20 protein-coding genes are annotated in these 24,431 nt (G+C 76.1%); 12 read left to right on the top strand and 8 right to left on the bottom strand.

The genetic code is table 11. From position 1 onward, the window contains the following. Nucleotides 1-300: 300 nt before the first annotated feature. The 3 genes from ACFYYT_RS14090 to ACFYYT_RS14080 form a co-directional block, all read right to left on the bottom strand. Nucleotides 301-2,091, bottom strand: coding sequence for an ABC transporter permease/substrate binding protein (locus tag ACFYYT_RS14090; RefSeq protein WP_351831571.1), 1,791 nt, complete (start codon nt 2,089-2,091; stop codon nt 301-303). After that, nucleotides 2,091-3,158 (bottom strand): glycine betaine/L-proline ABC transporter ATP-binding protein, encoded by a 1,068-nt coding sequence (locus ACFYYT_RS14085; RefSeq protein ID WP_351831577.1) that lies wholly within the window; start codon nt 3,156-3,158, stop codon nt 2,091-2,093. The genes ACFYYT_RS14090 and ACFYYT_RS14085 overlap by 1 nt, the downstream gene beginning before the upstream one ends. A 175-nt stretch (nt 3,159-3,333) precedes the next feature. Then, nucleotides 3,334-4,311, bottom strand: coding sequence for a SigB/SigF/SigG family RNA polymerase sigma factor (locus ACFYYT_RS14080; protein WP_351831574.1), 978 nt, complete (start codon nt 4,309-4,311; stop codon nt 3,334-3,336). Nucleotides 4,312-4,456: 145 nt separating this feature from the next. Between ACFYYT_RS14080 and ACFYYT_RS14075 the strand changes: the two genes are divergently transcribed. Beyond that, entirely contained in the window at nt 4,457-4,927 is a 471-nt protein-coding gene (locus tag ACFYYT_RS14075; RefSeq protein WP_388607916.1) for a helix-turn-helix transcriptional regulator, read from the top strand. Between the two features lie 73 nt (nt 4,928-5,000). Here ACFYYT_RS14075 and ACFYYT_RS14070 read toward each other — a convergent pair whose 3' ends face one another. Both ACFYYT_RS14070 and ACFYYT_RS14065 read right to left on the bottom strand, forming a co-directional pair. Next, complete coding sequence (locus tag ACFYYT_RS14070) at nt 5,001-5,780, bottom strand: GntR family transcriptional regulator (RefSeq protein ID WP_362866206.1); 780 nt, start codon at nt 5,778-5,780, stop codon at nt 5,001-5,003. Nucleotides 5,781-5,925: 145 nt separating this feature from the next. Next, entirely contained in the window at nt 5,926-7,464 is a 1,539-nt protein-coding gene (locus ACFYYT_RS14065; protein WP_351831340.1) for an IucA/IucC family protein, read from the bottom strand. 188 nt (nt 7,465-7,652) lie between these two features. Between ACFYYT_RS14065 and ACFYYT_RS14060 the strand changes: the two genes are divergently transcribed. The 5 genes from ACFYYT_RS14060 to ACFYYT_RS14040 all read left to right on the top strand — a co-directional run bounded on the left by ACFYYT_RS14060 (nt 7,653) and on the right by ACFYYT_RS14040 (nt 13,825). Then, complete coding sequence (locus ACFYYT_RS14060) at nt 7,653-9,200, top strand: IucA/IucC family protein (protein WP_385321821.1); 1,548 nt, start codon at nt 7,653-7,655, stop codon at nt 9,198-9,200. Nucleotides 9,201-9,269: 69 nt separating this feature from the next. Continuing rightward, entirely contained in the window at nt 9,270-9,905 is a 636-nt protein-coding gene (locus tag ACFYYT_RS14055; protein ID WP_351831342.1) for a VOC family protein, read from the top strand. Nucleotides 9,906-10,057: 152 nt separating this feature from the next. Next, complete coding sequence (locus ACFYYT_RS14050; RefSeq protein WP_351831348.1) at nt 10,058-10,720, top strand: class I SAM-dependent methyltransferase; 663 nt, start codon at nt 10,058-10,060, stop codon at nt 10,718-10,720. A 134-nt stretch (nt 10,721-10,854) separates the two neighbouring features. Further along, nucleotides 10,855-12,432: an FAD-binding oxidoreductase gene (locus tag ACFYYT_RS14045; protein WP_351831351.1), complete on the top strand. Its 1,578-nt coding sequence runs from the start codon at nt 10,855-10,857 to the stop codon at nt 12,430-12,432. A gap of 58 nt (nt 12,433-12,490) precedes the next feature. Next, the gene (locus ACFYYT_RS14040) at nt 12,491-13,825 is read left to right on the top strand and encodes a hypothetical protein (protein WP_388607911.1); all 1,335 of its coding nucleotides are present in this window, start codon (nt 12,491-12,493) and stop codon (nt 13,823-13,825) included. On the opposite strand, the gene ACFYYT_RS14035 is transcribed toward ACFYYT_RS14040, so the two are convergent. Then, a complete protein-coding gene (locus ACFYYT_RS14035) occupies nt 13,779-14,174 on the bottom strand; it encodes a hypothetical protein (RefSeq protein WP_351828291.1) in 396 nt (131 codons plus the stop codon). The two genes, ACFYYT_RS14040 and ACFYYT_RS14035, sit on opposite strands and share 47 nt — an antisense overlap. Nucleotides 14,175-14,326: 152 nt before the next feature. Between ACFYYT_RS14035 and ACFYYT_RS14030 the strand changes: the two genes are divergently transcribed. The 5 genes from ACFYYT_RS14030 to ACFYYT_RS14010 all read left to right on the top strand — a co-directional run bounded on the left by ACFYYT_RS14030 (nt 14,327) and on the right by ACFYYT_RS14010 (nt 19,713). Beyond that, nucleotides 14,327-15,799: a histidine kinase gene (locus ACFYYT_RS14030; RefSeq protein ID WP_351828288.1), complete on the top strand. Its 1,473-nt coding sequence runs from the start codon at nt 14,327-14,329 to the stop codon at nt 15,797-15,799. Further along, a complete protein-coding gene (locus ACFYYT_RS14025) occupies nt 15,796-16,476 on the top strand; it encodes a response regulator transcription factor (protein ID WP_351828286.1) in 681 nt (226 codons plus the stop codon). The genes ACFYYT_RS14030 and ACFYYT_RS14025 overlap by 4 nt, the downstream gene beginning before the upstream one ends. Before the next feature lie 85 nt (nt 16,477-16,561). Beyond that, entirely contained in the window at nt 16,562-17,305 is a 744-nt protein-coding gene (locus tag ACFYYT_RS14020; protein ID WP_351828283.1) for a carbonic anhydrase, read from the top strand. 147 nt (nt 17,306-17,452) lie between these two features. After that, complete coding sequence (locus ACFYYT_RS14015; protein WP_351828280.1) at nt 17,453-18,496, top strand: alpha/beta hydrolase; 1,044 nt, start codon at nt 17,453-17,455, stop codon at nt 18,494-18,496. Beyond that, on the top strand, nt 18,493-19,713 hold the full coding sequence (locus ACFYYT_RS14010) for an acyltransferase (RefSeq protein ID WP_351828277.1): 1,221 nt from the start codon (nt 18,493-18,495) through the stop codon (nt 19,711-19,713). Before ACFYYT_RS14015 ends, ACFYYT_RS14010 begins: the two co-directional genes overlap by 4 nt. Nucleotides 19,714-19,834: 121 nt before the next feature. On the opposite strand, the gene ACFYYT_RS14005 is transcribed toward ACFYYT_RS14010, so the two are convergent. Continuing rightward, a complete protein-coding gene (locus ACFYYT_RS14005) occupies nt 19,835-20,257 on the bottom strand; it encodes a DUF350 domain-containing protein (RefSeq protein WP_351828274.1) in 423 nt (140 codons plus the stop codon). A gap of 107 nt (nt 20,258-20,364) precedes the next feature. On the opposite strand from ACFYYT_RS14005, the gene ACFYYT_RS14000 reads away from it, so the two are divergent. Continuing rightward, nucleotides 20,365-22,218 carry a GNAT family N-acetyltransferase gene (locus ACFYYT_RS14000; RefSeq protein ID WP_351828271.1) on the top strand — a complete coding sequence of 618 codons (1,854 nt, stop codon included), beginning with the start codon at nt 20,365-20,367 and terminating at the stop codon, nt 22,216-22,218. On the opposite strand, the gene ACFYYT_RS13995 is transcribed toward ACFYYT_RS14000, so the two are convergent. Next, on the bottom strand, nt 22,195-24,303 hold the full coding sequence (locus ACFYYT_RS13995) for an AMP-binding protein (protein WP_351828268.1): 2,109 nt from the start codon (nt 24,301-24,303) through the stop codon (nt 22,195-22,197). The two genes, ACFYYT_RS14000 and ACFYYT_RS13995, sit on opposite strands and share 24 nt — an antisense overlap. Nucleotides 24,304-24,431 lie beyond the last annotated feature (128 nt).

Below are 24,431 nucleotides of genomic sequence, written 5' to 3'. Positions count from 1 at the left end.
CTGACCGCCGCCGTGGACCGGGGCCTGCACGGCCACTGACCGGCCCGGGGGCCGGCCGGCGGCCGGCCCCCGGCCCCACCCGACCGGCGGCGCCGGGGCGCGGGAAACCTTGCCGGCCCGCGGGGCCCACCACACCCCCCCCCGGCGGGGCGGCCGGGGGGGGGGCCCCGGGGGGGCCGGGGGGGGGGCCGGGGGGGCCCGGGGGGGCGCCCCCCGCGCCGGGGCGGGGGCGCCGGGGCCGGGGGGGGGCCGGGGCGCCGCGGCGCAGACGGAGGCGGTCCGGCGGGGGCCGCCGGCGGATCAGGCGAGCTTGTCCACCTCGGGGTGGTCCTTCAGCCAGGCGCGCACGGCCTGCTGCTCCTGGCCCTTGCCGGTCTCCTGGATCTTCGCCTCCAGGCCGGTGAGCTGGGCCTCGGTGAGCTTGAAGGAGCGCAGCCACTCGGCCACCTTCGGCTCGTCGGCGGCGAAGCCCTTGCGCGCGAGGGTGTGGATGCCGTCACCCTTGCCCCAGGCGCCCTTGGGGTCCTCCAGCTTGGTGAGCTGGTACGAGGAGTAGGCCCAGTGCGGGGACCAGAGGACGACCGCGACGGGCTCCTTCTTCTCGTAGGCCCGCTTCAGCTCGGCGAGCATGCCCGGGGTGGATCCGTCGACGACCTTGTACTCGCCGCCCAGACCGTACTCCCCCAGCACCTTGTCCTTGAGGATGGACATCTCGCCGGCGCTCGGCTCGATGCCGATGATCCGGCCCTTGAACTCGCCGGACTTGCCCTTGAGGTCGGCCAGCGAGCGGACGTCCTTCACGTACGAGGGGACGGCCAGCTCCAGCGAGGTGGGGCCGTACCAGGAGCCGAGGTCCTCCAGCTTGTCGCCGTACTTCTGCCAGTACTGGGCGTGCGTGACGGGCAGCCAGGAGTCGGTCTGGAAGTCGATCTGGCCGCCGGCGAGGCCGGTGTAGAGGGCGCCGGCCTCCAGCTGGCGGGCGTCGACCTTGAAGCCGCGGCGCTCCAGGAGCTCCTTCCAGAGGAAGGTCGAGGCGATGCCCTCGTCCCAGGGGATGTAGCCGAGCGAGACGGTGCGGCCCTTGCCGATGTCCGCGGCGCCGGCCGGGCGGGACTCGTCGTGGGCGCCGAAGGTGCTCATGCCGCCGGCCACCAGGGCCAGCACGACGGCGCCGGTGACGGCGTACGCGGGCTGCGGCCGGTGGCCCCAGAGCTTGGCCGCGCCACTCGCGGCCGAGCGGGTCTTCTCCAGGGCGCGGCGGCCGAGCGGGGAGACCTGGCGGCCCAGCGCTCCGGTCATCCGGTCCAGGTACATGGCGAGGATGACGATGGAGACGCCCGCCTCGAAGCCGAGGCCGATGTCGACGTTGCCGATGGCGCGGTAGACGGCGCCGCCGAGTCCGCCGCCGCCGACCATGCCGGCGATGACGACCATGGACAGGCCGAGCATGATGACCTGGTTGACGCCCGCCATGATCGTGGGCAGGGCGAGCGGGAGCTGGACGCGCAAGAGCGTGTCGCGCGGGGCGGTGCCGAAGGCCTCGGCGGCCTCGACGAGTTCGCCGTCGACCTGGCGGATGCCGAGTTCGGTCATCCGGACCCCGGGCGGCAGCGAGAAGATGATCGTGGCGATGATGCCGGGGACCACGCCCACGCCGAAGAAGATGATGCCGGGGATCAGGTAGACCATGGCCGGCATGGTCTGCATGAAGTCCAGCACGGGCCGCAGGGTGGCGCTGACCCGGTCGGAGCGGGACGCCCAGACGCCGAGCGGCAGGGCGAACACGAGGGTGACGAGGGTCGCCACGAGGACCAGTGACAGCGTGGACATGGCTTCGTCCCACAGGGCCACCGAGTCCACGAGCGCGAACCCGGCAAAGGCCAGCAGGCCGGCGAGCAGACCGCGCAGCCACCAGGCGGCGACCGCGAGGATGCCCGCGAAGAGCAGCGGGGCCGGCGCGGACAGCACCGCGTCGATGCCGTCGTAGAGGCCGGTCACCAGGGTGCTGATGGCGTCGAAGAGCCAGGAGAGGTGGCGCTGGAGGAAGTCGACGGTGCTGTCGGCCCAGGCGCCGAGGTGCAGGCGGGGCATCAGGCGGCCACCTCCGCGCAGCGGCAGGCCATCGGGGGCCGCTGTTCGTCACCGATGAAGGCGACCAGCCGGTCCTGCGGGACGGAGCCGACGACGGCCCCCTCCGCGTCCGTGACGCTCACCGCGTGCGGGACGCGGGCGCTGACCGCGCACAGGTCGGCGAGCGGGGTGTCGGCGCTGACGGTGGGGCAGGTGCAGCCGTCCGCGTCCTGGGGGGCGTCGTCCATGACGGCGTCGGCGGTGAGCACGCGCGAGCGGTCCACGTCCTGCACGAAGGAGGCGACGTACTCGTCGGCGGGACGGGTCAGGATGTCCTCGGCCGTGCCCTGCTGGACGATGCGGCCGTCGCGCATGACAGCGATGGAGTCGCCCAGGCGCATGGCCTCGTTGAGGTCGTGGGTGATGAAGACGATGGTCTTCTTCAGGGTCCGCTGGAGTTCCAGGAGCTGGTCCTGCATGTCGCGGCGGATCAGCGGGTCCAGCGCGCTGAAGGACTCGTCCATCAGGAGCAGGTCGGCGTCGGTGGCCAGGGCGCGGGCGAGGCCCACGCGCTGCTGCATGCCGCCGGACAGCTCGTCGGGCCAGGACGTCTCCCAGCCGCCGAGCCCGCACAGCGCCAGCGCCTCGGCGGCGCGCCGTTCGCGCTCGGCCCGGGGGACGCCCTGGACCTCCAGGCCGTAGGCGGCGTTCGCCAGGACGTTGCGGTGCGGGAAGAGCGCGAAGTGCTGGAACACCATGGAGATCTTGGTGGACCGTACGTGGCGCATCTCACGCGCCCCGAGTGCGGTGAGGTCCTCACCGTCGAAGAGGATGCGTCCGGCCGTGGGTTCCAGCAGACCGTTGAGCATCCGCAGGAGCGTGGACTTGCCGGAGCCCGACAGCCCCATGACGACGAAGATCTCGCCGGGCTCGACGCGGAATGTGGCGTCGATCACGGCGGCCGTCGTGCCCTCGGCACGCAGCTCGTCGCGGTCGGCACCGCGTTCGAGGGCCCGGACGGCTGCCTTCAGCCGGTCGGGTCGTCTTCCGAACACCTTGTAGACGTGTTCGGCCTGGAGCGTGGACACATGCACCTCGCGGGTCGTACCGGGTCCGGGACACCGCTGGCGGCGGTGGCCGGGGAGCGGGGCGGGGTCGGCCCGCACGGTCCGCGCCCGCGGCCGCAAGGACCGGAGGGCGTGGTTCCGCTCCAGCCGCGCGTTTGCCCGGACTTCGCCCGGGCAAACGGCGAAGTGACCCGGATCACGCTGCGCGGCGGGCGGCGGCGGGGGTGGGCGCGGAGTCGTCCAGCATCGAGGCCCGCAGGTGGGCCAGGAGCCGGGTGAGGAGCCGGGAGACCTGCATCTGGGAGATGCCGAGGGCGGCGCCGATCTGGGCCTGGGTCAGCTCCTCGCCGAAGCGCATCCGCAGCATGGTGCGCTCGCGCTCGCTGAGCTGCTCCAGCAGCGGGGCCAGGGTCTGGATGTCCTCGACCAGCTCCATGGCCGGCTCCTCCTCGCCCATGACGTCGGCGAGGGTGTGGCCCTCGGTGGGGCCGTCGCCGTGCTCGCTCTGCGGGGCGTCGAGGGAGCCGCTGGTGTGGCCGTTGGCGGCGACGAGGCCCTCGATGACCTCATCGTCGGTCAGGTCGAGGTGCGCGGCGAGGTCGGCGACGGTCGGCGAACGGTCGAGCCGGACGGTCAGCTCCTCCTTCGCCTTCGCGATGTCGATGCGCAGCTCCTGGAGCCGGCGCGGGACGCGGACGGCCCAGGTGGTGTCGCGGAAGTGGCGCTTGATCTCACCGGTGATGTACGGCATGGCGAGGGTGGAGAACTCGTTCTCGCGGGCCGGGTCGAACCGGTCGATGGCCTTGATGAGACCGATGGTGCCCACCTGGACGATGTCCTCGATGTCGCCGTTCTCACCCCGGGTCCGGAAGCGCCGCACCGCGTACTGGACGAGTGAGGCGTTCATCTCGATGAGCGTGTTGCGGACGTACTGGTATTCCGGGGTGCCTTCGGAGAGTTCGCGCAGGCGCTTGAAGAACGCCTTCGACAGCTCGCGGGCGTCCGCCGGAGCCATCTCGCGGGGCTCCTCGATCCGGGGGAGGCCGACGGCCTCGGCAACATGCGCGGTTCGGCGGGGGCCGGGGACCGCGGATGCCGGGACGCGGGTGTCCGCGGTGAGGGTGTCCGTGTCGAGCGTGGCGGTGGTGCGGGCAGAAGTGGCGGTTACCGGCATGGGGGTTCGCTCCTGGGCTGGTCGGCTTGCGGCGCGGGACCTTGTCTGCGGTAGATGCTGGCCCTCTTTCGCTCGTACGTCAAGAATTACCGGAAACCGATTTCGCGTCTTGCATCACATGAATCATGTGACGCATCATGAGCACATGGGCAGCCTGACAGGTCGACAAAACTGGACATTCCTGACGAATCACGCCCGCGTCCTGGTGACCATCGCCCGGGACCCGGCAGCGCGGTTGCGGGACGTCGCCCTGGCGTGCGCGCTCACCGAGCGCACCGTGCAGACGATCGTGGCGGACCTGGAGTCCGACGGTTATCTCCAGCGGGTGCGGGACGGCCGGCGCAACCGGTACGAGATCTCGGCGGGCGCCGTGTTCAAGCACCCCGCGGAGGCCGGCGTACAAGTGGCGGGCCTGCTCGCCCTCCTCACCGGAGTCCCCGCGGCGGACCCGGAGCCCGGACACGCGCGGGCGGACGGAGAGGGCGAGGGCGCCCTGGAGTCGGACACGGGCTCGGACCCGGACTCGGGCGCGGACCCGGCGCTGGAGCGCCTGGCCGACGCGGCTCCGCTCGCGGCGGACGGGCCCGGAGGCGCCGCTCCGGGGGCCTCTGCCTGACCCGGCCCCACCCGCACGCGCCCCACACCCGCCGCGCCGCGCCCGGGCGCGGGCGCGGCGCGGCCGACGGGGCTCAGCTCACGCGGAAGCCGGACGCCTGCGGGCGGCGGTCGAAGGTGAGCCGGTCCCAGGTCGGGAAGGCCAGGTCCGTGACGGCGACCGGCCGGCCGGTGGTGTCGTGCAGGAGGCGGCGTACGGAGAGGCCGCAGGCCGGGGCGGGAGCCGCGGGGTGGCTCGTCCGGGTCATGGTGATGGTCTCGGAGGTCCGGCCCCGCACGGCGGCCCGCTCCAGCCAGTGGTGCAGCGGGCGCAGGTCCTCGTCCCGCACGGCGGCCGGCCGGTCGAGGTAGGGCGCCAGCTCCGGGGTCCGGGCGGCGGTGCGCGGACAGAAGTACGTCACGGCGTGCTGGAGCGTCTCGCCGCCCGGGCCGAGGACGCGGTGGTGGTGGACCAGGGTGCGCGTGCCGCCGCTCATGCCGAGCAGCCCGGCCAAGGAGGGCGGCACCGTGACCACCGCGAGCCGGTTCGCGGTGGCCGTCACCGGCGCGGGGCGCAACCGCGCGACGGGCGCCCGCCCCCCGGCGGCGGGGCCGGCGTCCGCGGGGACGGCGGCGGGCCGGGCCCCCGACACCGCCCGGGTGCCCCGGCGGCCGGTGACGATCAGCCCGTCGGCGCGCAGCTCCTGGAGGGCGGCGCGGACGGTCTGGCGGTTGACCCCGTAACGGGCGGCCAGGGAGCGTTCGGACGGCAGCCGGCCGCCGGAGCCGCGGTCGAGTTCGTCCCGCAGCGCTGCGGCGATCCGCTGGTACTTGGGCGTGGCGGCCGGGCCGCCGCCCCGCGAAGGGGAGGGCATGGCTTCTCCTCTGACGGGTGGTCAAGGACTGCGCGGTCTGCCCGACCAACCTAACATTGGTCTATACCTTTCGGTACGGGGGTTCCGCCCGCCCGGACCACCTTGGCCGAATCCCGCTCCAAGGGCGGGCGGCAGCCAAGACGGCCTACCCCCGCAGCGGGTTGGGCAGCGGCAGGTACCGGGCTTCGGCGCCGTCCGCGCGGGTCCAGCGCAGCAGCAGGTTCGTCTTGGCCGGGAGGGTGGGGGCGGTGAGCAGATCCGCGATCTCCGGCAGCCCGTGCGCGGCGTCGTAGCGCCGCAACTCCTCCCGGACCGCGGGCCAGAGCGCCTCGGCGTGCTCCGGGTGGTGCTCGGCCAGGGTCGCCGCCACCTCCGCCAGGTGGTTGACGACCAGGCAGTAGACGAGCCGCTGCCAGGCCTCCTCGCGCGGCATGTCCTGCCGGAGTTTCACGCCCTCCGCGTCGCGGAAGAGGGCCTGCACCGGCACGCCCCGGCCGTCGACCGCGACCAGGCAGTTCTGCAGGTGGGCCTCCAGCACGATCCCGTACCGGGCGAACACGTCCAGGACCGGAGGCACCACATGGCTCAGGTACGCCCGCCACCAGCCGGCCGGGTCGGCCGTCGCGGCGAGGGGGCTGCCGGGGAAGTCCTCGGCGAGCGCGGCCGCCAGCAGCGGGGTCGCGCCCCCGGCCACCCGGGTGCGCAGGCCGTCGCGGACCAGGACGGCGAGCTCCTCGAAGGCGAAGGCGGCCGTCCGGTAGCCGCGGTCGCACAGCCAGACCGCGTTCGCGCCCGTACGGCGGCGCAGGCCGGCGAAGGCCTCCTCGACGGCGGAGTCCGTACGGCGCAGCTTCAGCAGGTCGTGGCGCCACAGCCGGCGGACGTCGTTGGTGATCCGCACGTCGAGGCTGAACTTCGCGAACAGGTCGGTCCCGGCGCCGACGGCGTACACCGTGCGGATGGACGCGGTGGGCCGGACCGGCAGCCGGGTCGGGCCGAGGCGCAGCAGCCGCCCGTCGGCGAAGGCCTCCCGCAATCCGGACCGCCCGGCGAGCAGTTCGAGCTGCCAGGGGTGGGCGGGCAGGGACCGGTACCCAGCGGGCGGGCGCGGGCCGTCGAGAATGCCGGTCAGCGCGTCGAGCGCCTCGGCGGCGGCCGGGCCGCCCTCCTCGGCCACCTGGTCCTCGCGCAGGCCGAGGACGACGAGGGGGAAGCCGGCGTACGCCTCCGGGGCGTACGGGAGCCAGCTCGCGGCGGGCGCACCGCCCCGGGCCTTGGGCGCGGGGTGGTACGGGTGGCCGGTGACCAGGGCCTGCTCGGAGCGCACGTACGGGTCCAGCGGGGGTTCGGCGACGGCCCGCGCGGCCAGCAGCACGGACACGGTGTGCCGGCTGTCGGCGATCTCCGCGGGCAGTTCGTCGTTGGCGACGCCGGTGTACAGCAGCAGTTCGTCGGAGGTCAGTTTGACCAGTTCCGCATGGCTGAGCGGATGCCAGCCGGCCGCCGTGCGCAGGGCCGCCCCCGTGGGCCGGTGTCCGCCGCGCACCCGCAGCAGCCGGCCGCTGCCGCGCAGCCGGTGGACGCCCCCGCCCTGGGCGTCGGCCACCTCGCGCAGCAGGCAGTTCAGGAGCGGAGCGGCCGCGCGTGCGTCGGCGGCGGCGGAGGTGAGGTCCACTGGTTCCATTCGGTCCGTCCGGTGCTGCGCCGGAGGTCCGGGGGTGGGACCACCGGCCGTGATCTTCGGCGATCTTCAGTGCGTTTTCCGTGCGTTTTCAGTGCGCTTTCAGTGATCCTCAGGGATCTTCAGCGATCTTCAGTATCCGCGATGATGGCGTGATCATCGTCGCGAGGCGACCCGAAAGGAACAGGACCCTGGACCGCAGCACGCACCACCCCGGCCCCGCCCCCGCGGGCCCGGCCGCCACCGCCGCCGAGGAGGCCGTCGCCGCCGGGCTGGCCGGCGTACGGCCCGGGCTCGGGCCCGCGTACGAGGCCTCGCTGGCTGGCGCGCGGGCCGCCGTGCTGAGCCGGCTGTGGCGGGGCCTGGCCTTCGAGCCGCTGCCGTGGGTGGTGCGCCGGGAGCACGGCCCGGACTCGCTCACCCTGCTGCTGGCCGGGGGCGGACGGCTGGAGGGGCCGCCCGTGGACCCGTACGCCACCGACGCCCGCGTCACCTCGCTGCGGCTCGACGGGCGGACCTACCGGCAGGCCGCACGGCTCGTGGCGGCGCTGCGGGTGCCGCACGGGGCCGCCTTCGCCGCCGAGCTGGACGACAGCACCGCCTCCCTGGCACTGTCCCGGGCCGGGCAGCCTGCGGATCCCGGGCCCGAGCCGCGGACGGGCTGGGAGTGGGAACAGCGGGTGGTCGACGGCCACCCCTACCACCCCAACTGCCGCTCGCGCCCCGGTTTCTCGGTGGCGGAGCAACTGGCCTACGCGCCGGAGCACCGGCCGCTGGTCGAGCTCGGGCTGGTGCCCGTACCGGCGCGGGAGTGCCTGCTCACCGGGGAGTGGCCGGACCACCTGCGCGAGGGGGACCGGATCCTGGTGCCGGTGCACCCGTGGCAGGCGGAGCACGTACTGAAGGGCGAGGAGGTCCGGCCCGCCGCCTTCGCGGCGCATCCGCTGATGGCCCTGCGCACGCTCGCGCCGGCGGCGGGCGGCCCGCACGTGAAGACCGCGCTGAGCACCCGGCTCACCTCCTCCGTCCGGGACATCTCCGCGTACTCCGTCGAGACGGCGGCCGTGGTCTCCGCGTTCGCCCACGCGCTGACCGAACGCCTGGACGGCCGTCTGCACATCACCCGGACCCTGGGCGCGGCCACCGCGCACGGCCCGGACCTGGCGGCGGTGCTGCGCGAGCCCCCCGAGGCGTACGCGGGGCCCGGCGAGCGGGTGGTCGCGGTGGCGGCGCTGGCGGGCACCGGCCTGGCCCGGTCCGCCGCCTGGCAGGCCGCGTTCGCCCGGCTGGCGCTGTCCGTGTGCCTGACGGTGCTCGACCTCGGGGTGGCGCTGGAGGCGCACGGCCAGAACCTGCTGGTGGTGCTGGCGCCCGACGGCGCTCCGCTGCGGCTGGTCTACCGCGACCTCGCCGACATCCGGATCAGCCCCGCCCGCCTCGCCCGGCACGGGCTGGCGGTGCCCCCGCTGGCGGGGCGGCTCGTCACCGACGACGTCACCGTGCTGCGGCGCAAGCTCTTCGGCTCCCTGGCGGCCGGGGCGCTGGCCGGGGCGGCGGGCTCGTCGCAGGCGTTCGGCCGGGCCCTGGCCGCCGCGCTGGACGGCCTGGCGCCGACCGCGGATTCGGAACTGCTGCGCGGCGGCCCGCTGCCGGCGAAGGCACTGACCCTGATGCGGCTGAGCCCGGGAGTGCCGGGCGACCAGTGGGCGCAGCTCCCCTCCCCCCTGGCGGGGGGCTGAGCCCGTCTCATGGAAGGGCGGCGGGCGTGGCGTGGGGATTCGTGCGGGTCGTCGGGTGATGATGGCGCCGTGCGACTTGATCATGTTTCCTATGCGGTGGCCCGCGACAGCTTCGTCTCCACCGTCCAGTGGATCGGATCGGCCCTGGGCGCCGGGTTCGTCGACGGGGGCGTGCACCCGCGGTTCGGCACCCGCAATTTCATTCTCCCGCTGAGCGGCGGCACCTACGTCGAGGTCGTCACCACACTCGACCACCCCGCCGCCGACCGCGCGCCCTTCGGCCGAGCGGTCGCGCGCCGCGCCGCCGAGGGCGGCGGCTGGCTCGGCTGGGTGGTCTCCGTCGACGACATCGCCCCGGTCGAGACCCGCCTCGGCCGCACCTCGGCCGAGGGCCACCGGGTCCGCCCCGACGGGTTCGACCTGCGGTGGAAGCAGATCGGCCTGCTGGAACTGCTGGAAGACCCGCAACTGCCCTATTTCCTCCAGTGGCTGGTTCCCGTCGAGGAGCGCCCGAGCGCCGACCCTCGCACCCCCACCGCCATCCACGGGCTCTCCATCGCCGGCGACGCCGCCTCCATCGCCGAATTCCTCGGCGAACCGGCCGACCACCCCCTCGAACAGATCGACGTCACCTGGGTCGAGGACGAGGAACCGGGTCTGGTCTCGGTCGAGTTCGCCACCGCCCACGGCCCGGTCACGATCTGACCAGGGCCCGTTGGCCGCGCCGGAGCAGCCGGCCGGGGGACGGAACGGACGCGGAAGCCGCGCCGACGGGGCGGGGAACGGGGGCGGAACGGGGGCGCCCGGGGCCGGGCGGGGGGTGAGGGCGGCGGCCGGGCGGGCTACTGTTCAGGGGCATGACAGAGACCTCGCGCCCGAGTGCCGTACGGGCGTCCAACGACGCCGTCGCCGCCACCGACCACGCCCGGCTGCCGACGGGGGTCCAGGAAGCCGACCCCCTGGACCGGGCCATGCTGGGCGCCTTCGCCCAGTGTGTCCGCGCCCACGGCGGCGGCGCGGTCGCCGACCTCGGCTGCGGCGCGGGCCGGACCACGGCGTACCTGGACGGGCTCGGCATACGGGCCTTCGGCGTGGACCTGTCCCCGGCTCTGGTCGCCGTGGCCCGGCGCAGCTATCCGGGGCTGCGCTTCGAGGTGGGCCGCACGACCTCGGTGGACGTGGCGGACGGGGTGCTGGGCGGAGTCGTCGCCCGGTACCCCGCGGCGCACCCGCCGCCGGACGAACCGGACGCCGTCTTCGCCGAGTTCGCGCGGGTGCTGGCGCCGGGCGGCTACGCGCTGGTCGCCTTCGCGGCCGGGGAGGACCGCAGCGCCCCGGACCCCCCGCACGGCCAAGGCCGTCCGGCGGCCCCCGACACGTACGGGACTCCGCCCGCGCGGCTCGCCGAGCTGCTGGCCGGGGCGGGCCTGACGGAGGTGGGCCGGCTGGTGCGACGGCCGGGCGGGGACGAGGCGGGCCCGCAGGGCCTCCTCCTGACCCGCAAGCCGCCGGTGGGGTGAGGGCGGAGCCGGCCGGGCGCGTGGGCGCGGGCTCCGGGGCAGGTGAGCGCGCGGAGTAATCTGTTCGGCTGACAAGCGGCGGCCGGCGGGCCCGCCTTCGCCGCGATCGGGCCGGGCAGTGGCAGGAAGGTGGGATGAACATCCCACGCCGCCGGGTCCTCGCGGGCACCGCGGCCGCCGTCCTGGCCTCCGCCGGTACGAGCGCCGCCGGTGCGAGCGCCGCCGGTGCGAGCGCCGCCCGTACGGGCGCGCGGCCGCCGCGGGCCGCGCGTGACTTCGCGGCGCTCGCCCGCGCGCTCGACGGCCGGGTGGTGCTGCCCGGTGACGGGGACTACGCCGAGGCCCGGCAGCTGTTCCAGCCCCGCTACGACTCCGTCGCCCCCGGCGCCGTGGCCTACCCCGCGCACGCCGGGGACGTCGCCGTCTGCCTGGACTTCGCCCGCCGCTCGGGCGCCCCGGTGGTGCCGCGCGGCGGCGGCCACAGCTACGCGGGCTGGTCCACCGTGGCCGACGGGCTGGTGGTCGACACCGGGGCGATGGCCTCGGTGACGGTCGAGGGCGACGAGGTACGGGTCGGCGCGGGAGCCCGCCTCGGCGACGTGCACGCGGCCCTGGCCGGGCGCGGCCTCGGCGTCCCCGCCGGGCTGTGTCCCTCCGTCGGCATCGCGGGGCTCGCCCTCGGCGGTGGCCTGGGGCTCTCCTCGCGGGCCTACGGAGCCACCTGCGACCGGCTCTCCGGCGCGCGGACCGTGACCCCGGACGGGGTGGTGCGCGAGGCCGGCCCCGACGGGGACCCCGAGCTGTACTGGGCGCTGCGCGGGGGCGGCGGCGGCAACTTCGGGGTGGTCACCGAGCTCCGGCTGCGCACCCATCCGGTGGCCGACGCCGCCTTCGCCGAACTGCACTGGGCCGAAGCCGACTCCCCGGCGGTGCTGAGCGGCTGGCAGCGCTGGCTGGCCGGGCTGGCGGACCCGTTCTGGAGCCAGGTGGAGTTCACGGTGGAGGCCGCGGGCGGCGGCGGGCCGAGCGCCGTACCGGCCGTCCGGGTCGTGTGCCTCGACGGGCGGGCCGAGCTGGAGCGGGAACTGGCACGGCTCGCGGGCCTCGTGGGCCGCGAGCCCCGGGACGAGTGGACCGTCGTACGGAGCTACGGCGACACCGTGCGGGCCATGGCGGGCTGCCTCGACCGCACCCCGGCCCAGTGCCGGCTGCCGGGCCGGCTGCCCGGACGGGACCCGCAGGGCCGCCTCGACCGGGACTCCTACGCCGCCCGCAGCGACTTCTGGGGCGCCGCCGGACTTCCGGACCAGGCGGCCGGGGCCGTCCTGGAAGCGGTCCGGCGGTACGCGCGGGAGGCGCCGCGCGGGGGCCTCGGCGTGGTCCAGTTCGACGGGGTGTGCGGCGGCGCCCTGAACCGGGTGCCCGCCGCCGCGACCGCGTTCGTCCACCGGGACAGCGCCTTCCTCGCCCAGTACCTCGTCTACTGGCCGCCGTCCGCGCCGGATCCCGAGGTGGCCCGGCACCGGTCCTGGCTCGACGGGCTCTGGCGGGACCTGCGCCCCTGGGCGGGCGGCAGCGCGTACCAGAACTACGCCGACCCGGGTCTCCCCGGCTGGCGCGGGGCCTACTACGGCTCCAACCTCCCCCGGCTGGAGGCGGTCCGGCGGACGTACGACCCGGACCGGCTGTTCCGCTTCCCGCAGGCCGTATGAGCCCTCCCGGCCGCCGCTCCCCCAGCGCGGTCCTGACCCCCACCCACAGGAGCGATGCATGCGACGTACGTTGACGGTGGCGGCGGCCGTGGCCGCCGCCACCCTGCTGTTGCCGGGCGGGCCGCTGCCCGTCACGCGGACGGACAGCGCGCAGGCGGCGTCGAGCCGTTGGACCGCGCGGGAGGCCGCCGCCTTCTGGACGCCGGAACGGATGGCCGCGGCCCTCCCCGTCCCCGACCCGTCCCCGGCCGCCGGCCCCGGCGCCACGGCCCCGGCGGCGGTCCCGGGCGCTGCGGGCGCCGCGCCCCCGGCGGACGGCGCCCCCGCCGTCACTCCCCCGCCGGGCGGGGCGTCACCCGGGGTTGCCGCGCCCGCCGCTCCGGCCCCGGTCGGCGGTACCGCGCCGGGCACGGCCCCGGCACCGGCCGCCCCGGCACCGGGTGGGGCCGTCGGGCCGGCCCCGGCGGACACGCCCGCCGACGCCTCCGGCCCCGCCGTTGCCGTCCCCCCGGTTCCGCCGGGTCCCGCGACCCCCGTGGCTCCGCCCGCCGGCCAGGCCACCCCCTCGGCGCCGGCCGGTCCCTCCGCACCGGCCACGGCTCCGACGCCCCCCGCGCCGGTCCCCTCCCCCTCGACCCCCACCCGCGCGCCCGCCGCCGTACCCGCGACGACCGGGGTCGGCGAGGACTTCGACGGGATCCCCACCGTCGGGCGGATGTACGTCATGAAGGGTTCGGGCGCCTACTTCTGCACGGCCAGCGTGGTCTCCTCCCCGGGCCGCAACCTGGTCGTCAGCGCCGGGCACTGCCTGCTCGGGTCGGACACCCGCCAGGTGGCCTTCGTACCGCGCTACACCCGGGCGAACCCCCGGCCGTACGGGATGTTCCCGGTGACGCGCGACGCCGCCGGGCACGCCGGGGTGTGGATCGACCAGCGCTACAAGACCCAGGGCGCGGAGAAGGCGGCCACCCTGGACGTGGCCTTCGCGGCCGTCGGCCCGAACGCCGACGGCGTCCGGGTGGAGACGGCGGTGGGCGGCAACCGGCTCGTCACCGGGTCGACGTACGCCCACGCCAAGGTCACCCTGATCGGGCATCCGGCCTCGGCGGCCCGTCCGCGGGTGTGCGTCAACCGGACGACGAAGTTCACCAGCACCGATCCGAACAGCCCGGGCTCGTTCCTGCGGATCGACTGCACCGGATACCCGGGCGGTACCAGCGGCGGCCCCTTCCTCGCCCGCTACGACGAGGCCTCGCGGACCGGAGACCTGGTGGGGGTGATCGGCGGCTGGAAGACGGGCGGCCCCACGGCCGACACCTCGTACAGCTCCTACTTCGGCGCGGAGATCAGGAAGCTGTACCAGGCGGCTGTTGCCGGGGCAGGGGCGGCGTGAGCACCCGCACCCAGCGGGTCCGGCGCGGGTTGCCGACCGTGCGCGGGGTCGGCGGCACCCCCTCGGCGGTCAGCGGGTCGGCCGGGGCCAGCTCCAGCTGACGGCGCAGGTCGGCGAGGGCCGCGTGCACGGGCGCCAGGATGACCTCGGCGCGCGGATGGATGTGCGCGAGGGCGTGCGCCGTGGTCTCGATGGTCTCGGCGGCGTCCTCGGCGGCGGCCCGGCTCCACCCGCCGGGCTCGCCGCCGCTCCAGGGCACGACGGCGTCGTAGAGGTGACAGGCGGCATCGGCCGCGGCGTCGGCCCGTTCACCGACGCCCGGCGCCGCGATGGTCGGCAGCAGCTCCATGCCCGGTCAACGAGCGGAGCCCGCCGGGGGAACGAACCGCGGCTCCGGCGCGGCCCGCCAGCGGATCCGCCGCGCCGTGAGGCCGAAGGGCCCGGAGGGCGGGCGGGCCCGTCCGCCCCTGCGGCCCGGGTGACCCTTAGGCTGGGGGGATCATGAGCCTCAAAGCCCGTACCCCGGCCCGTTTCCGGCTCCGCAAGGCCCGTGGCGCGGCGGGTGGTGAGCCCGCCGGTGACGGGCGGCCCGGCGAGGGCGGGCGCGTCGACGGTGTCGGGCGCGCGGGGCCCGGGGAGCGCCGCACGCGCGAGTCCGCTTCGTTCGACCGGCTCGCGGTCGTCCTGCGGACGCCCGCCCGGCCGGGCGAGGCACTGTTCGCGCGGGCGCCCCGGCGCTGGCAGCGGATGCTGCCCTTCTGCGTCGTCGCCGTCTTCGTGATGACGCTGCTGCCGGTGACCATCGCCGTCCTGACCAACGACTACGCGGCGGGCGGCGGCTGGGCCGGGGCGCTGGGCGTGGCGCAGACGGTGCCGCTGCTGCTGGCGGTGAAGCGGCCGCTGGCCGCCTGGGGGATGGTGCTGGTCGCGGACGTCGCCGGGGCCGTACTGCTGCTGCACGCCGACCGGCTGGCCGGGCACTCCTGGCCGTGGACCCCGATGGTGATCATCGGGTACCTGGTGCTGATGATCTGCCTGGGGCTGCGCGAGTCCGTCCGGACCCTGGTGGGGGTGTGGCTGGCGACGGGCGCGGCCGGGGTGGTGCTGGGCTTCTTCCGGCCCGCCGGGGTGACGGACACCGTCGCCCTGCTCTTCGTCCTGAGCGGGACGGTGCTGGCCCTGACGGGTGCGCTGCGGCAGCTCGGAGACGCCCGGCAGCTGATCGCGGAACAGGAGAGCATCAGCGAGGCGGAGCGCTCGCGGCGCACCCTGCTGGAGGAACGGGCCCGGATCGCACGGGAGTTGCACGACGTGGTGGCCCACCACATGTCGGTGATCACCGTGCAGGCCGATTCGGCGCCGTACCGGCTGCCGGGCATGGAGGAGCCCGTACGGGAGGAGTTCGCGGCGATCGCGGCCGCCGCGCGCGAATCGCTGGGCGAGATGCGGCGGCTGCTGACGGTGCTGCGCGGGGACGGCACGAACGGCGGGGACGGCGCAGGCGGCGAGCGGGCCCCGCAGCCGGGGATCGGCCGGATCCAGCAGCTGGTGGAGGCGACCGTACGGGCCGGGCAGCCGGTCGAACTGTCCCTGGCGACGGGCGCGTCCGAGGACGTGCCGCCGGCGGTGGACCTGTCGGCGTACCGGATCGTCCAGGAGGCCCTGGCGAACGTGGTGCGGCACGCTCCGGGGGCGCGGACCCAGGTCTCGGTGACCCGGTCGGACGGGACCGGCGACGTGCTCGTGCTGGTGGTCAACGGGCCGGCGCGGGACGCCGTGGTGCCGCTGGAGGCCTCGGGCACGGGCCACGGGCTGGTGGGCATGCGCGAACGCGTACGGTTGACCGGGGGGAGCCTGGACACCGGCCCGTTGCCCGACGGCGGATTCCGGGTCGCCGCGCGGCTGCCCCTGACCGACGCCGGCCGCGACACCGGCCGTGACACCGGCCGTGACACCGACAAGGATCCGAGTTGACCATCCGTGTGATCATCGTCGACGACCAGGCCATGGTGCGGGCGGGGTTCGCCGCGCTGCTGTCGGCGCAGGCCGACATCGACGTGGTGGGCGAGGCTCCCGACGGCCGGGAGGGGGTGCGGGTGTCGCGCACCGTGCACCCCGACGTGGTGCTGATGGACGTACGGATGCCCGAGCTGGACGGCCTCTCGGCGGCGCGCGAGCTGCTCGACCCGCCGCCGGGGGTGGTGCACCGGCCGAAGGTGCTGATGCTGACGACCTTCGACATCGACGACTACGTGTACGAGGCGCTGCGCGCGGGCGCGTCCGGGTTCCTGCTGAAGGACGCCCCGCCGGCCGACCTGATCGCAGCGGTCCGGGTGGTCGCCTCGGGCGAGGCGCTGCTGGCGCCTTCGGTGACGCGGCGGCTGATCGCGGACTTCGTGCGGCAGCGGCCGGCTCCGCGCAAGGACCCGGCGCTGCGGCTGAACGGGCTGACGCCGCGGGAGACGGAGGTCCTGGAGCTGATCGCGCGGGGGCTGTCGAACCAGGAGATCGCCGCGCACCTGGTGCTGGCGGAGCAGACGGTCAAGACGCACATCGGGCGGGTGCTGGGGAAGCTGGACCTGCGCGACCGGGCGCAGGCGGTCATCTTCGCGTACGAGGCGGGGCTGGTCCGGCCGGGCGACGTGGGCTGAGCTCCGTCCAAGACTTCGTCAAGGTCACCCCAAACATGCGGTGGCGGCCCGCGAGCGCCCCAGCTTTGGCCTATTTTGCACCGATATGACCAATGATGATCACGGTCTCCCCGGCCTTCCCCGCCTCCCCTGTCGGCGCCGCCTCGTACGGGCCGCGCTGACCGGCACGGCGGCCGTGGCGGCCGGTCTGGTGTCCGGTACGCGCCCCGCCCCGCCCGTCGCCCGGCCCGGTGCGGCGGCCCTGCGGCCCGCCTCCCCCGCTTCGGCGCTGCGGGAGCTCGTGCGGGGCAACGCCCGCTGGCGCACCCTGCACGAAAGCCACCCCGACCGCACCCGGTCGGTACGGCGCCGACTCGTCGCCGGTCAGCACCCGTTCGCGGTGGTCCTGGGGTGCATCGACTCCCGGGTGCCGCCGGAGCTGGTCTTCGACCAGGGGCTGGGCGACCTGCTGACCGTGCGGTCGGCGGGCGCCGTACTGGACGAGGCGGTCCTGGCGGGCGTCGCCTTCGGGGTGCTGGAACTGGGCATTCCGCTGGTGGTGGTCCTGGCGCACCAATCCTGCGGGGCCGTCACGGCCGCCGTCACCGCCGACGAGGAGGGCGAGGAACTGCCGGGGCACATGCGGTACCTGGCGGAGCAGATCCACCCGGCGATCGACCACGGCCTGTCGGGCCCCGCCCGGGTGGACGCGGCCATCACCACCCACGCCCGCCGCGTCCGCACCCGCCTCGCGGCGGACCCCGCCCTGACCCCCCGCATCACCGCGGGCCGCCTCTCCCTGGTGGCGGCCCGCTACGAACTCACCACCCAACGGGTCCACACCCTCTGACGCGTGGCCGGAGGGCGCCCGCCCCTCCTCCACCCCTCTCCTCCACCCCCTACTGGGGTATGACCTCGGGGTTGGCTCCCCGGTGGGACGTGGCCGCGGGTGTCTCCTTCTTACCTTCCTCCTCGTCACGAGGAGAGGAGAAGGGGCATGCGCCGCTTCGGAAGGACGATGGCCGCGGTCGTGCTCGCGGGGGGCGTCGTCGCGGGGACCGCCGGGTGGGCTTCCGGCGATGCCCAGCAGGCGGTGACCGGGCCGCCGCCGGGGGCCGCCGCCTGGCGGGCCGACTCGGCGGGCGGGCGGGCGCTGCCCGATCCCGCCGGCGCCGGGCCGCGCGAGGTCGCGCGGTTCTTCGCCGGGCTGGACGAGTCCGCCCGGCGGGAACTCGTACGGAACCACCCCCTGGTGGCCGGCAACCTCGACGGGGCGCCGCTCGCGCTGCGCTACGAGGCCAACCGGCTGGCGGTGCTCGCCACCGGTGAGGCCCGGTACGCCTCCCTCGCCCTCCCGGGCCGGCGGATCCTGGCGTTCGACCCGCGCGGGCGGGGCCAGGTGGCCGAGGTGTTCGGGGACCTGGAGCACGCGGCGCACGTGTCGGTGATCGTGCCGGGGTCCGACAACGACGCCGCCTCCCACGACGCCCCGCGCAAGCCCGCCACCGGCCCGGCCGGGATGGCCCGGGCGCTGGAGGCGGCGGCCGGCGGCGGTACGGCGGTCATCGCCTGGACGGGGTACACGACGCCGGTCGGGGTCGGCCTGGACGCCGCGGACGGCCGGCTCGCGCAGGCGGGCGCCGTGCGGCTGGCCCGCTTCACCGCCGGACTCGACGCGATCGGGGTGCCCGACCCGGTGCTGTTCTGCCACAGCTACGGCTCGGTGGTGTGCGGGCTCGCGGCCCGGCACACCGACGCCACCGACATCGTGGTCTTCGGCTCCCCCGGCATGCGCGCGGACAGCGCGGCGGACCTGCGTACGGGTGCCCGCGTCTGGGCGGCCCGCGGGCCCTCGGACTGGATCGCCAACGTCCCGAACGTCGAGTTCGCCGGGATCGGGCACGGCGCCGACCCCACCTCCCCGGCCTTCGGCGCCCGCCGCGTCCCCGCCGCGGACGTACAGGGCCACACCGGCTACTTCGCCCCCGGCACCCGGTCGCTCGCGGCCTTCACCGCCATCGCGGAGGGAGACGTCCGATGAGCCTGACCAGCCGGATGAGCAGGGCCGTCGAAACGATCGACCGCAAGACCCCCGCCCACCGTGACCGGGCCGTCGACGGGCTGCGCGCCCTCGCACTGCTGGCGGTGCCGACGGGGCACTGGCTGCTCGGCGGGTTCACCCTCGACCCGGAGGGCGGCCTGCACAACGCCAGTCCGCTGTCCGCGTTCGGCGCCCTGGCCCCGGCGAGCTGGGTGCTCCAGATGCTCGGCATCTTCTTCCTCGTCGGCGGGTACGCCTCGGTGCTCTCCTTCCACCGCCGCCCCGGCACGACAGCGGCGTGGCTCAAGGGGCGGATGGTCCGGCTGGGGCGGCCGGTGCTCGGGGTGACGGCGGTGTGGGCGCTGGCGGCGCCGGTGCTGTACGTGGCCGGGGTGCCGGAGGCCACGCTGCGGACCGGGGCCACGCTGGTGATCCAGCCGCTCTGGTTCGTCGGCGTGTACGCGGTGGTGACGGCGCTGACCCCGTACTGCGTGCGGGCCGCCCGGCGGCTCGGCGGGTGGGCGGCGGCGCCGCTGCTGGTCTCGGTCGCCGTGGTGGACCTCCTGCGCTACGGGCCGCTCGCGGACGCGGTGCCGTCCTGGCTGTCGGTGCTCAACGTGCTGCCGGGCTGGATGTTCGCGTACCAGCTCGGCGTGAGCTGGGGCGAGCGGCGCATCGGGCGGCGCGGGGCGTGGCTGCTGCTGGTGGGCGGGGGCGTGCTGTTCGCGGCCCTGCTGCTGGTGTTCCACTACCCGGCGTCGATGGTCGGGGTGCCGGGCGAGGCCCGGACCAACTCGCACCCGCCGTCACTGCTGGTGCTGGCACTGGCCTCGGCCCAGTCGGGGGCGGCGATGCTGCTGCGGGACCGGCTGGCGCGGCTGCTGGCGCGGCCGGCGCTGTGGGCGCCGGTGGTGGTGGTCAACCTGAGCGCGATGACGATCCTGTGCTGGCACCAGAGCGCCATGCTGGCCGCGGCCGTGCCCGCCTCGTTCGCCGGCCCGGTGACCGGGCTGACGACGGCGCCCGACACGCTGGTGTGGCTCCTGGGGCGGGTGGCGTGGATGCCGGTGTTCGCCCTGCTGCTGGTCGGCATCGCCCGCTACGCCCGCCGGTTCGAGGCGCCCGTGCCGGGAGGCCGTGGGATTCCGGCGGTGCGCAAGGCCGTGGCGGGGCTGCTGGCGGCGGGGTTCGGGGTGTTCGCGCTGGGGCTGGCGTAGCGCCAGCGCCGGGGCGGCCGGGGCGGGATCCCGGCCGGGCCTGCGGTGACGACGAGAGCGCCGCTCCCGAGGGGGAGCGGCGCTCTCGTCGTGCCGTCGTGCCGTGACGCGGGGACCGGGGTCAGGCGATGGAGGCCGCCACGATCGCGGCGACGGCGAGGTTGCAGGAGGCCGTGACCCAGACGGCCGGGTGCGGCTCGGGGTCGACGACGATGGCACCGAGCTTGCCCGGGGTCACCAGGTCCAGCACCAGGAAGGCGACGGCCATCAGGACCAGGCCCAGCAGCCCGAACGCCGCGGTGGACAGCAGTCCCTTGCCGAAGTCGTCGTACGTCGTCCAGATCGAGGTGAAGACGATGCCGCCGATGCCGAGGAGCGCGGAGCTGAGCAGGAGCGCCGCGTTGCGGTTGCGCTCCTCCCAGATCTGCTTGGGGAGCTTCCCGGGCGTCAGCACGTCCACCAGGACGAGGCCGAGGATCAGCAGTACGAGGCCGAGGGCGCCGTACGCGCTCGTACGGCCAAGTCCGTTGACGATGTCGCTCATTGAGAAGCCTGTCTGGGCGTGGGTGGGATAGGGATGTGCCGAGCACGTGTGGTGGGGAGGCCGAATCTATCGCACGGCCCGGCCCCGGACCATGGGGAGGTCAGGAAATGGCAAAGGTCAGGGCCGCGCGGCACGGCGAGGCCCGGGCGCTGACCGCGCTGGTCATGCGATCCAAGGCGTACTGGGGGTACGACGCGGAGTTCCTCGCCGGATGCGCGCCGGAGCTGGCCCTGCGCGACGGGGAACTCACGGCCCGGCGGGTCGTGGTGGCCGAAAACCCCGGGGGCCGCGTCCTCGGCCTGGCCTCCCTGGAGCTCCCGGAGCCCGGAGCGGACGGGCGCGGCGCGAGCGCCCCCGGCGGGGGCGTCGCGCGGCTCGGGTTGCTGTTCGTGGAACCGTCCGTCATCGGCCGGGGCATCGGGCGGCTGCTGTACCGGGACGCCCTGCGCCGGGCCGTCGCGCTCGGGGTGCGACGGCTGCTGATCGACTCCGATCCGTACGCGGCGGGGTTCTACCGGGCGATGGGCGCGGCGGCCTCGGCCGGGGGGCCCGCGGGGCTGGTGCGCTTCGAGGTGGCGCCGGTCCCCCTGGCCCGCTGGGCCCGGGCCTGGACGGGCGGGGCCCCGGCGGTGCACGTGGGCAACGTCGCGGAGTTCAACGCCCAGTTCGCCGACGCCTCGCTGGACCGCGCGTACCGGACCGCCCACGACTACGCCTGCCTCGCCGCCTTCTACAGCCCCCGCCCGGCCGCACTCGTGCTGCCCCGGCCGGTGCCGCCGGGCTGGATCCGGCTGGTGGGGCGGCAGTTGGACTGGGGGCCCGGGTTGGAGGTGTACGACGGCCTCGCCGAGCACGCTCCGGGCCTGTCCGAGGCGGTGCTGGCCCGGCCGGCGCTCGCCGCGCGGGTGGCGGGGCGCGGGCTGCCCCTCGTCCCGTGGGGGCGGACGCGGCCCTACGGGCGGCTCGCCGGGCTGGAGTGGCGGCCGCGCGAGCTGCGCTACGAGTCGAAGTCGGCGGCGCACGCACTGTTCGCCGGGATCCTCGCGCGGGGCGGGCACCCGGGGATCACGCTCCCCGCGCAGGGGCGGGCGGCGACCCGGCGGGCGGCCGCCCGGCTGCTGGCGGAGCGGGCCCGGGCGGGACGGGCGACCGTCCTCAAGTCGGAGTACGGCGTCGGGGGTTCGGGCACGACCGTGCTGACGCCGGAGCGGGTCCGGGCGGCGGGCGGGGCGCGGGCCGTACTGCGGGGGCTGCCGCGCGGGCCGCTGCTCGTCGAGGAGTACGTACCGGATCCGGCGCACGGCCCGCGCGATCTGACGTACGACGGCTTCGTGACCGGGGACGGCCGCCCGTACGAGGTCGGGGCGGCGGTCATGGAGGTGGCGGACGGCGCCTACCGCGGGGCGACGGTGGGGCCGGGGGTGGTGCCCGCCGCGCTGGCCGGGCCGCTGCGGGCGTTCGGGGCGGCGGTGGGGCGGGAGCTGGCGGGGTCGGGCTACCGGGGCTGGTTCGACGTGGACTTCGTCGCCGACGGCGCGGGGCGGCTCGCGCCGACCGAGGTCAACCTGCGGCTCACCGGGCCGTCGGCGGCGTTCATGGTGGCGGCCCGGCTGGACGAGCTGCGGGGCGCGGGGCACCTCGTACGGATCGTGGACCGGGTGGAGCTGGGCGCCAGGCTGCCGGAGGCCCCGCTGGACCAGCTGTGCGCGGATCTGGCGGCGGCGTGCGCCGCGGCGGGGGCGGTGTTCCTCCCGGCCATCGTCACCGGGGCGTTCGACCCGGCGCCCTGGCTCGGGGTGATGGTGGCCGCGCGGGACGCGGCGGGGCTGGAGGCGGCCGAGGCGCTGGTACGGGCGGGGGCGCGGGCGGCCGGCGCGGACTTCGGGGGCTTCGGGGACTGCGCGGACTTCACCGGCGCGGGCCGGCGCGGGCGGGCGTCAGTCGTCGAAGTCGAAGGGTGAGCGGGGCGCGCGGAGCAGGTAGCGGGCCACGATCAGGCCCGCGAACATCAGGGGGACGTTGAAGGCGTAGACGAGGGCGGCCTGACGGGGCCAGTCGTGCCGGGCCGCCAGGCGGTAGAGGTTGTCCTGCGGCCACCAGGCGATCAGCAGGTACGCCACCGACAGGTGGGCGGCCGCGGTCAGGGCCCGGCCGCGCCCCTGCCCGGCCATCCGCGCCCGGCCGCCGAACAGGAACAGCACCCCGGCGGCGAAGGCGGCGCTTTCGCACACGTAGAGGACGAAGAAGAGGAACGCCCACGGGCCGGGCACCCCGGTGAGGTCGGTGGAGCCGGGCCACAGCACCGGGGTGAGCACCATGGCGGCCACGAACAGCGGCAGGGCGGCGCAGCCCGCGGCGCAGCCGCGCGGCATCGGTCCCGCCGGGGCCGTGGCGCCCTTGCCGCCGCGCCTTGCCCCGGCCGGGCCGGGCGGGTCCTGCTCCGGGGGCCGCGGGAGCGCCGCCCGGTCCTCCTGACCGGCCCGGGTGCGCGGCAGGGCGCGCAGCCGGACCACGTGGCGCGGGGTCGCGGCGGGGGCCGCCTTCCCCGCCAGGTGCGCGCGCACCGCCTCCGGCCGGGCATCCTGCCCGGCGCCCCGCCACAGCGGGTCGGCGGGGGGCGGGGAGACGTAGGCGACGAGCCGGGAGCGGGAGCCGGAGCTGACCCGGGTGACGACCGCCGCGCCGAAGGCCGGGTGGGTGCGGATCTCGGATTCGACGGTGTGCGGGTCGAGGCGGGTGCCGTCGTCGAGGGTGATCCGGTCGCGCAGCCGTCCGCCGAACTCCAGCAGCCCGTCGGGGCGCAGGACGGCCAGGTCGCCGGTGGGGACGGCGGCGCCGCCGGGCGGGGTGAGGTGGAGTTCTCCGTCGCGCGGGTCGGCGCGGAAGCCGGGGAAGGGGGTGCCGAGCAGGGAGATCCGTTCGGGGTCGTCCAAGGGGCCCTGGAGTTGCGGGAGTTCGAACGAGATGCCGGCGCCTGCGGTTTCGGTGGGGGCGTAGATGTTCAGCACGCGGGCGCCGGGGCGCAACCGGTCCTGGAGGGCGCTGTGTTCGTCGAGGTAGAGCCGGTCGCCGGTGACGGTGAGCAGCCTCAGGGTGGCGAGGCCGGGTTCGGGGGCCCGGCGCGGGGCGGGGATCAGGGGCCCGGTGCCCGCGTCGCTGAGCAGCAGGCCGGCGGCGGTCGCCGGGTCGGTGTGCAGGACGGTGGCCCGCGCCTCCAGGGCGGTGTCGAGGAGGTCCCGGGGGCCGGCGCCGGATCGGCCGGGCAGGACGAGGGAGCCGCCGGAGCACAGGGCGCGGGTCCAGCCCGCGGCGAAGGCGGTGACGTCGGGGCCGCAGGTGAACAGGTGGCGGTCCGCCGGTGTCAGCCGGGCCAGCTCGGCCCAGGCCCCGTACGCGGCGAGGAGCAGCGCGTGGCCGACGCGGACGGGGCGCGGGTCGGCCGCGCCGGTGAACAGCACGGCGGCGTCGCGGGCCCCGGGGTGGCGGGCGGGGGCGGTGGCGGGACGGCCGGCGATCCGCGCGGCCTCGGCGCCGAGGCGGACGACGGCCTGCCCCTCGGGCACGTCGAGGGCGACCTGGTGGGCGGCGTCGGTGAGCAGGACGTACGGGGGGAGGGCGGCGAGCTGACGGCGGCCGGTGCGCGGGGCGGCCGCGTCGACGAGGGCGTACGTCCCGCCGGCCTTGAGGGCGGCGAGGACGCAGACGAGGAGTTCGGGCCGGGAGGCGGGGAGGCCGATGGCGACGAGGCCGCCGGGGGGCAGGGCCCCGTCGAGCAGGTGGTGGGCCAGCCGGTTGGCGCGGGCGTCGAGTTCGCCGTAGGAGAGCAGACCGTGCGGGGCGCCGTCACGGGAGGGGCCGGGGCCGGGGCCGGGATCGCGGTCGGGATCGCGGCCGGGGTCCCGGCCGGGAGCCCCGCCGGTCGGATCCCCGGGGTTGTGGAGGACGGCGGCGGCCCCGGGGGTGTCGCGGGCCAGTTGCTCGAAGCGTTCCAAGACGGTGTCGACGGCGGGTCGTTCCGGGCGGGCGGAGGGCGGTGCCTGCGTCATTCCCCGATGATGCCACCGGGCGGCGGTCCGGCACGGGGGTTGGCAACATCCTTGACCTCCGCCGGAGTTGGCCGCCGTGCGGACCGTTGATCAGAGGTTCCTTGACCTGGAGCCCGGTTGAGGTTCTA

The organism is Streptomyces sp. NPDC002032 (genome assembly GCF_042890765.1).
Taxonomy (GTDB): domain Bacteria; phylum Actinomycetota; class Actinomycetes; order Streptomycetales; family Streptomycetaceae; genus Streptomyces.
Note: the sequence above shows the minus strand (reverse complement) of the source record. Positions and strands in the feature narration are given on the sequence as shown.

Bases quoted from the DNA above. Each gene is read 5' to 3' on its own strand.
- ACFYYT_RS14090 (WP_351831571.1), bottom strand. From the start codon at position 2,091: ATGCCCCGCCTGCACCTCGGCGCCTGGGCCGACAGCACCGTCGACTTC.
- ACFYYT_RS14080 (WP_351831574.1), bottom strand. From the start codon at position 4,311: ATGCCGGTAACCGCCACTTCTGCCCGCACCACCGCCACGCTCGACACG.
- ACFYYT_RS14075 (WP_388607916.1), top strand. From the start codon at position 4,457: ATGGGCAGCCTGACAGGTCGACAAAACTGGACATTCCTGACGAATCAC.
- ACFYYT_RS14070 (WP_362866206.1), bottom strand. From the start codon at position 5,780: ATGCCCTCCCCTTCGCGGGGCGGCGGCCCGGCCGCCACGCCCAAGTAC.
- ACFYYT_RS14065 (WP_351831340.1), bottom strand. From the start codon at position 7,464: ATGGAACCAGTGGACCTCACCTCCGCCGCCGCCGACGCACGCGCGGCC.
- ACFYYT_RS14050 (WP_351831348.1), top strand. From the start codon at position 10,058: ATGACAGAGACCTCGCGCCCGAGTGCCGTACGGGCGTCCAACGACGCC.
- ACFYYT_RS14045 (WP_351831351.1), top strand. From the start codon at position 10,855: ATGAACATCCCACGCCGCCGGGTCCTCGCGGGCACCGCGGCCGCCGTC.
- ACFYYT_RS14040 (WP_388607911.1), top strand. From the start codon at position 12,491: ATGCGACGTACGTTGACGGTGGCGGCGGCCGTGGCCGCCGCCACCCTG.
- ACFYYT_RS14035 (WP_351828291.1), bottom strand. From the start codon at position 14,174: ATGGAGCTGCTGCCGACCATCGCGGCGCCGGGCGTCGGTGAACGGGCC.
- ACFYYT_RS14030 (WP_351828288.1), top strand. From the start codon at position 14,327: ATGAGCCTCAAAGCCCGTACCCCGGCCCGTTTCCGGCTCCGCAAGGCC.
- ACFYYT_RS14020 (WP_351828283.1), top strand. From the start codon at position 16,562: ATGACCAATGATGATCACGGTCTCCCCGGCCTTCCCCGCCTCCCCTGT.
- ACFYYT_RS14015 (WP_351828280.1), top strand. From the start codon at position 17,453: ATGCGCCGCTTCGGAAGGACGATGGCCGCGGTCGTGCTCGCGGGGGGC.
- ACFYYT_RS14010 (WP_351828277.1), top strand. From the start codon at position 18,493: ATGAGCCTGACCAGCCGGATGAGCAGGGCCGTCGAAACGATCGACCGC.
- ACFYYT_RS14005 (WP_351828274.1), bottom strand. From the start codon at position 20,257: ATGAGCGACATCGTCAACGGACTTGGCCGTACGAGCGCGTACGGCGCC.
- ACFYYT_RS14000 (WP_351828271.1), top strand. From the start codon at position 20,365: ATGGCAAAGGTCAGGGCCGCGCGGCACGGCGAGGCCCGGGCGCTGACC.
- ACFYYT_RS13995 (WP_351828268.1), bottom strand. From the start codon at position 24,303: ATGACGCAGGCACCGCCCTCCGCCCGCCCGGAACGACCCGCCGTCGAC.